General features: G+C 62.1%; 7 protein-coding genes. 4 read left to right on the top strand and 3 right to left on the bottom strand.

Translation table 11 applies throughout. From position 1 onward, the window contains the following. Positions 1–86 precede the first annotated feature (86 nt). Positions 87–1,541: an IMP dehydrogenase gene (gene guaB / locus WA989_RS08585; protein ID WP_424340089.1), complete on the top strand. Its 1,455-nt coding sequence runs from the start codon at positions 87–89 to the stop codon at positions 1,539–1,541. Between the two features lie 81 nt (positions 1,542–1,622). Here the strand turns inward: guaB and WA989_RS08580 are convergent, their stop codons facing one another. Continuing rightward, positions 1,623–2,234, bottom strand: coding sequence for a GNAT family N-acetyltransferase (locus WA989_RS08580; RefSeq protein WP_424340088.1), 612 nt, complete (start codon positions 2,232–2,234; stop codon positions 1,623–1,625). A 138-nt stretch (positions 2,235–2,372) separates the two neighbouring features. Between WA989_RS08580 and WA989_RS08575 the strand changes: the two genes are divergently transcribed. Both WA989_RS08575 and WA989_RS08570 read left to right on the top strand, forming a co-directional pair. Continuing rightward, a complete protein-coding gene (locus tag WA989_RS08575) occupies positions 2,373–2,918 on the top strand; it encodes a hypothetical protein (RefSeq protein ID WP_424340087.1) in 546 nt (181 codons plus the stop codon). 104 nt (positions 2,919–3,022) lie between these two features. Then, positions 3,023–4,330, top strand: coding sequence for an RsmB/NOP family class I SAM-dependent RNA methyltransferase (locus tag WA989_RS08570; RefSeq protein ID WP_424340086.1), 1,308 nt, complete (start codon positions 3,023–3,025; stop codon positions 4,328–4,330). On the opposite strand, the gene WA989_RS08565 is transcribed toward WA989_RS08570, so the two are convergent. Further along, on the bottom strand, positions 4,327–5,253 hold the full coding sequence (locus tag WA989_RS08565) for a hypothetical protein (protein ID WP_424340085.1): 927 nt from the start codon (positions 5,251–5,253) through the stop codon (positions 4,327–4,329). The two genes, WA989_RS08570 and WA989_RS08565, sit on opposite strands and share 4 nt — an antisense overlap. Positions 5,254–5,596: 343 nt before the next feature. On the opposite strand from WA989_RS08565, the gene WA989_RS08560 reads away from it, so the two are divergent. After that, positions 5,597–6,103 carry a hypothetical protein gene (locus tag WA989_RS08560; protein WP_424340084.1) on the top strand — a complete coding sequence of 169 codons (507 nt, stop codon included), beginning with the start codon at positions 5,597–5,599 and terminating at the stop codon, positions 6,101–6,103. Here WA989_RS08560 and WA989_RS08555 read toward each other — a convergent pair. Next, a partial coding sequence (locus WA989_RS08555) for an aspartyl/asparaginyl beta-hydroxylase domain-containing protein (RefSeq protein ID WP_424340083.1) occupies positions 6,104–6,580 on the bottom strand: 477 nt, incomplete at its 5' end.

Raw genomic sequence — 6,580 nt, 5'->3', positions numbered from 1 at the left:
GTGCCGGAGCGATTGCAGACGGGCCGAAAAAGGGGCTTTTCGAAGCCCCGCGACTCCCTTATTAGGCCGAAAAGGGAGCTCCCCACATGAAAATCCGACAAGCTATCACTTTCGATGACGTGCTCCTGCAGCCCGGCCCGAGCGAGGTCATGCCTGCCAATGTCGACGTCTCGACCTTCCTGACCAAATCCATTCCGCTAAACATTCCGCTGCTCTCTTCAGCGATGGACACAGTGACCGAAGCGCGCCTCGCCATAGCCATGGCTCAGGCCGGCGGCATCGGCGTGGTCCATCGCAACCTGACCGTCGAGGAGCAGGCCGGGCAGGTGACGCAGGTGAAGAAGTATGAAAGCGGCGTGGTGATGAACCCCATCACCATCGCGCCGACAGCCAGCCTGAAAGAGCTCAAGGACATCAAGGCGCGGACCGGCTTCTCCGGCGTGCCGGTGGTGGAAAAGGACGGTACCGTTGTCGGTATCATCACGAACCGCGATACGCGCTTTCTCGATGATCTGAATGCCAAAGTTGCAGACCTGATGACCCGTGAGGTCGTCTCCGTGGACATGGACACGCCGATCGAGGAGGCGCGCCAGCTCCTCCACAAGCATCGGATCGAACGGCTGGTTATTACCGATGAGGCCGGAAAATGCGTCGGGCTTCTCACCGTCAAGGACATGGAGAAGGCGCAGCTCAATCCAAATGCCGCAAAGGACGCTCAGGGCCGGCTCCGTGTGGCAGCTGCTTCAACGGTTGGCGATGCTGGCTATGAACGCACGCAGGCGCTGATCGAAGCGGGCGTCGACGCGATCGTCATTGATACCGCGCATGGCCATTCGCAGTCTGTGCTGGATGCCGTGACGCGGGCGAAGAAGCTCTCCAATTCGGTGCAGATTATCGCGGGGAATGTCGCGACGGGCGACGCGACCAAGGCGCTGATCGATGCCGGAGCCGATTGCGTGAAGGTCGGCATCGGCCCCGGCTCGATCTGTACGACACGGATCGTGGCCGGCGTCGGCGTACCGCAGCTCACCGCGATCGAGGATTGCGCGAATGCGGCGTCCAAGACCGGCACGCCGATCATCGCCGATGGCGGGATCAAATTCTCGGGCGACTTTGCCAAGGCGCTCGCCGCCGGCGCCTCGACCGCGATGATGGGCTCTGCCTTTGCCGGGACCGAAGAGGCCCCCGGCGAGGTCTTCCTGTTCCAGGGGCGCAGCTACAAGGCCTATCGCGGCATGGGCTCGCTCGGCGCGATGTCGCGCGGCTCGGCTGACCGGTATTTCCAGAAGGATATCGAGGGCGACAAGCTGGTGCCGGAAGGCATCGAAGGCCAGGTCCCGTTCAAGGGCCCGGTTGGCAGCATCATCCACCAGATGGTCGGCGGGCTTCGCGCCGCAATGGGCTATGTCGGCGCGAAAACAGTCGCTGAACTGCACGAGAAGGCCGAATTCGTTCAGATCACAGGGGCAGGGCTGTCAGAAAGCCACGTCCACGATGTGACGATGACGCGCGAAGCGCCGAATTACTCGATTGGGCGGTAGAGCGGGTCCGACGCACCTAGTGTGCCGCCTCTGCGCAAAGATGGGTCCCGGATAAGGCGTGCGGCCATTCCGGGATGACAGTTACAGAGATTTTGCCTCCCGCCACATCGGCGCCATGGGCGGGCTGTCGTCCAGCACCCTGAAATCGCCGAGCTTTTCGAAGCCGAACGAGGTGTAGAAGCCGTGATTGGCGGGGTTTGAGTTTTCCAGATAGACAGGCAGGCCGGCCTTGTCGGCGACGGCGAGAACGGGATTCATCATCGCCTTGCCGAGGCCTTTTCCGCGCGCCGCCTTTCTCGTGCCGATGGTGAAGAGATAGAGGTGCGGCTCACTCGGGTGATATTTCTCCATCGCTTCGCCAGCGGCCATGCCGCGCTTCATCGAGCCCTTCGTGCCGTGGATCATCTGCGCCGCCATCAGCTGGACCAGGGCGAGCGGCGGAAAGCGGAGATTGGACTCATGGGTCGCCCACATGGTCGCCGCGCCGTCGCCCGCGATATGGCAGAAGCCGTGCTTGAGATAGATGTCGCGCGCCATGATGCGGAACAGCGGGCGCAGCGCGCGCTCGCCGCCGAACAGCCAGAGATTGAACGGGTCTTCGGCGAAGGCTTCGGCCGTGATGTCGCCCAGCTGGCGCCAGTCCTTGCGGGTGGCCGGGCGAATGGCGTCCGGCAGCGAGATTTCCAGGTTCAACTTGTCCCTCCCGGCCCGTTGATCTTTGTCGCGGCGACCCTAGCCCCCAGCGCCATCCCGTTACAATCATTGCGGGTTACCTGACCCGTTTTCTGGAATCTCACGCCTATTATTGTAGGCGATCGATAGGCGCATGCGATGGCGGTCTACATTTATGCTAAAGGAATTATGGACGCAAAGACCATCGTCGAGACGGCGCCGGATCATGTAATTCTAAAGCCCCCCGGAAAACCTGATGAGATGATTGCCTATGAGGATCTCTCATCGCTGCGCTGGTATCATGTCAGCACGCAGAGGCGCCACGATTACGGGCTGGTCTTCTGCGCAAAGGGGCGCAAGCATGTCATGAACTTCGTCTCAATTGCCGGCGGCGGCGATGGTGAGACATTTAATGCGGCTGTTGCCGACATCCTTGGCGCAATTGGAAAGGCCCGGCCCGATCTTCAGGTGAAAAGCGGTGTCAGCCCTGCGGCGAGCTGGACGATTTTCCTGGCATCGGCCTTGCCGGCCGTGCTCGGTCTCACCTTCGGTCTCGTCCTGATCGGAGAGCCGGGCGCAACCGGGCCTGCCATTGGCGGCCTTCTGATCGGCGGGCTATTTGCGCATCGCGCCTGGCGGCACCGCGCCTGGAAGAAGCGAGAGACCATCTCTGCTGGAGAGCTGGCGGACCTGTTTGCGGCTTGAGCGGATCTTCGTGCGAACAGAGCGCAGGCGATTTCCAGTCAGCCCATAGTCAAGGCCTGCTCTGCGGGCTAACACGTGCGCTTTCTTCCAGAGAGGCTCTGATCATGCGCGACGGCGGACGGATAGCAGCGGCAATTGATGTTCTTTCGGACGTGCTGAACCGGCACCAGCCGGTGAAGTCAGCGGCGCGCGACTGGGGCAAGCGGGCGCGGTATGCCGGGTCAAAGGACCGGGCCTGGGTCTCCGGACTGGTGCTTGATGCGCTGCGTAAGAAGAACTCGATTGCACACGCCATGGGCTCCGATGAGCCGCGCGCGCTGATCCTCGGCGCGCTGGCGCATGCCTGGGGCTGGGACATCATGCGGATCGACAGCGCGATGGACGAGGAGCACGCACCATCCAAGCTCACCCTGGAGGAGCGGGAACGCCTCGTCATGGCCCCGGATGTGACCGCAGAGCCGCATGTGTCGGGCGACTATCCCGGCTGGATGGAGCCAATGATGGACCGGCTCTTCGGCGAGGAGAAAGTGGTCGAGGCGCAGGCCATGGCGGTCCGGGCTGATGTCGATATCAGGGTCAACACGCTGAAAGTGGACGCCGAGAAGGCGGGCGGGCCGATGCGCTCTGCCAATGCGGTTGAGTCGCCGCTGCTGAAGAATGCCTATCACATTCCTGCGCGCGATCCCTCACAACGCGAGACCTCGCTGGAAAGCATCCCGGCCTATTCCAAGGGCTGGGTCGAGGTGCAGGATGCCGGCTCGCAGATCGCGGCGGCGGCGGCCAATGCCGGGCCCGGCGACCAGGTGCTCGACTATTGCGCGGGCGGCGGCGGCAAGACGCTGGCCCTGGCGGCGATGATGGAGGGCAAGGGCCAGGTCCATGCCTATGACGTTGACGGGCGGCGGCTCTCGGCGATCATCCCGCGGCTGAAACGTTCAGGCGCGCACAATGTGCAGCTCATCCATCCGCGCGAGCCCGAAGCGCTGGACGCGCTCAAGGGGCAGATGGATGTCGTGTTCGTCGATGCGCCGTGTACCGGCACAGGCACGTGGCGCCGGCGGCCGGATGCGAAATGGCGGCTGAAGCAGAAACAGCTGGAAAAGCGGATGGAGGAGCAGACCGACATCCTCGAAGCGGCCTCGCACTTCGTGAAGCCCGGCGGGCGGCTGGTCTATGCGACCTGTTCCTTCCTGATGGAAGAAGATGAGGACCGGGTCGCTGGTTTTCTCGAAGCGCATCCGGGCTTCGCAGAACAAAATGCTGCTGACGCGGCGATCGCATCCGGCCTGCTGACTGATGAGGGCGCGGCCGTGGTGCGGGCAGGCTGTAGGGCCGGGACGTCAGTGCGCCTCACCCCGCGCAGCGCCGGCACGGATGGCTTCTTCTTCGCGGTTCTGGAGCGGACCGCCTAGGCTGCGTCCGGCACGTCTTGCTTCGGCTTGGGCGCTGGCTGAAGCTTCGATCGTCCAGTGATCGTGAGAAGCTGCTCTTCAGTGAGGGGCCGCACAAATTTGACCCCTGCAAAGACATTATTGAACCAGCGGACCCGGGCCTGAATGTGGGTGCCCCTTACATCAAAGCTTACCGGCCGCTGCCTGGTGATAAGACCATTATGCTTCAGCTTGATGCCGTGTTGAGTGATGTCGACGATCCTCATCACGGTCTTGCGCCTGCCGACCTTGACCTTGATCAGCCTGTTGCAGATATAGCGTTCGACCCGTTCGGCGGCCTTCCTTTTGCGGGGGCGCCGGACGAGCATGAGCGAGATCCCGACGAGGCAGGCCAGAGCGAGCAGGGTTCGCCAGCCCGGCATGAAGGAAGCCGATAAGCCCGGTTGCAGATTCTCCGGCTTCATCCTGGATGTGCGGCTATTGGACGTTGATGATGCCCGGCTGCCTTTTTTCGCGGATGGTGATGGCTCGCCGGAGGGCGCGGACGCAGTGGCGCTAGCTGGCGCTTCGAAGCGAGCAGCGGCCTGCGGCGGCGCATCGTGCCACAGCGTGTCTTCCGGAAGGCAGCCATGAATCCTGTGCAGTGTGGAAAGGTCCTCGCCGACCCCTTTGGGCACTTCGGAATGCAATTGCTGGCTGGCCCGCCATCTGTAGCCCTGGCGATAGGTTTCGACACTATTGCGAAGCGTATCGGCATAGGTCACCGCAGAGGCGAATTCGACGGAAAACGGATCAATGCTGGTTGCAGTGTGCAAAGCTGGAAACGAGACGCCTTCGAGATGCGTGTCGAGCTTGTCGATCTGGCGCGGCGTGGGCGTCTTGCCGGGATCGGCCTGAATCTCGCGGACGGTATAGAGCGCGCCAACATACTCGTCGAGTGACATGCAGGGTCCGTCCGCCCCAGCCAGTCCGGGCTGGGTGAGGGCCATCAGTGTGACCGGGACAACAGGCTTAAGGCGCAACTTAACACTTCCGGATTAATATGATTAACGCTAAAGTGTATGCGCGCGGGCGTGCACGAGGTCTTAATAAGATCGATCAAAACTGGCTATTTGCTGCTATTTCCCATGCGCCTGATCAGCACATTCATTTCGGCCAGGCGCCGGTGGAGACGCCGATGGAAGTGACTAACTGCGGGGGCAGGTGACAGGGGCGTCTTCGAGGTGCTGGAGCGGGCCGCCTGATTGGGCTATCCTGACCGTCCCGAAGCGCTTCCGAGACCCATATATGCCTGAGCAAATTCCTGAAACCATATCGTTTTCAGCGACGAACAGACGCTATTACTGGCTCGCCTTTATCGGGATCGGCTTCATGTTCCTGATGATCCTGATCGCCCGCTCAGGCCATGCCGACCCTGAATGGGTTGCCGATACATTTGCGGTGATCGGGGCCTTTGCGGCGATTATCGGCGCGCTGCAGGCGGTCTTCCAGCGCGCCTGGCTGAAGCTCGACCGCGAGGGGTTCGAGAGCAGCGAACTCAAGGGCATTGGCCGGATCAGCTGGGATGAGATTTCCGAGATCCGACTGCATGTCGAGCGCACGCGTGGGATCGCGACCGAACATCATGCCGCCTTCGACTTCCTGCGCGGCGAGAACCCCTTGCTCAACCGGGTGAACCATTTCTTCCGCAAAGGCGCCATTCAACTGACGGAAAATTACAGGGTGCCGGCCGCGGAGCTTGTCGCGCTGATGAATGCTTTTCGCACACGCGCCATCGTTGCCAATGAGGCCTGACTAGCTTGCCGTTTGGGCGCCTGAAAACATCTTGAACAGCTCACTCACGAGAGACCGCTGGCGGGCGTTTATATCGGGGCGCCAGACTTCCCAGATCAGGACGAAGCGCGGTTTTTCCGACCAGTTCCAGGCCTCATGCTCGATCGTATCATCGAAGATGAAGACCTCGCCGTCTTTCCATTCGCGCGTCGTATTGCCGACCCGCAGCGCGCACTGGCCTGGCAGGATGACGGGCAGGTGGCAGATGAGGCGGGTGTTCAGCATGCCGTGATGCGGCGGGATGGTGGCGCCGGGTTTGAGCTGCGAGAACAGGACGGACGGGGCAGGGGCGGGGTGCGCCGCCTCGCCGATCGCATCGATGGCCGCCATGGTGCGCGGACAGCGGGCAATGTTCTCCTCGATCCGTTCGCCCTGTTTGATCAGGTAGAAGGCGCTCCAGTCGGCGTTGCCCTGCAGGGGATGATAGACGCCTGTCCC

The organism is Henriciella sp. (assembly GCF_049649345.1).
Lineage (GTDB): Bacteria > Pseudomonadota > Alphaproteobacteria > Caulobacterales > Hyphomonadaceae > Henriciella.
This window is presented reverse-complemented; position numbering and strand designations above follow the sequence as displayed.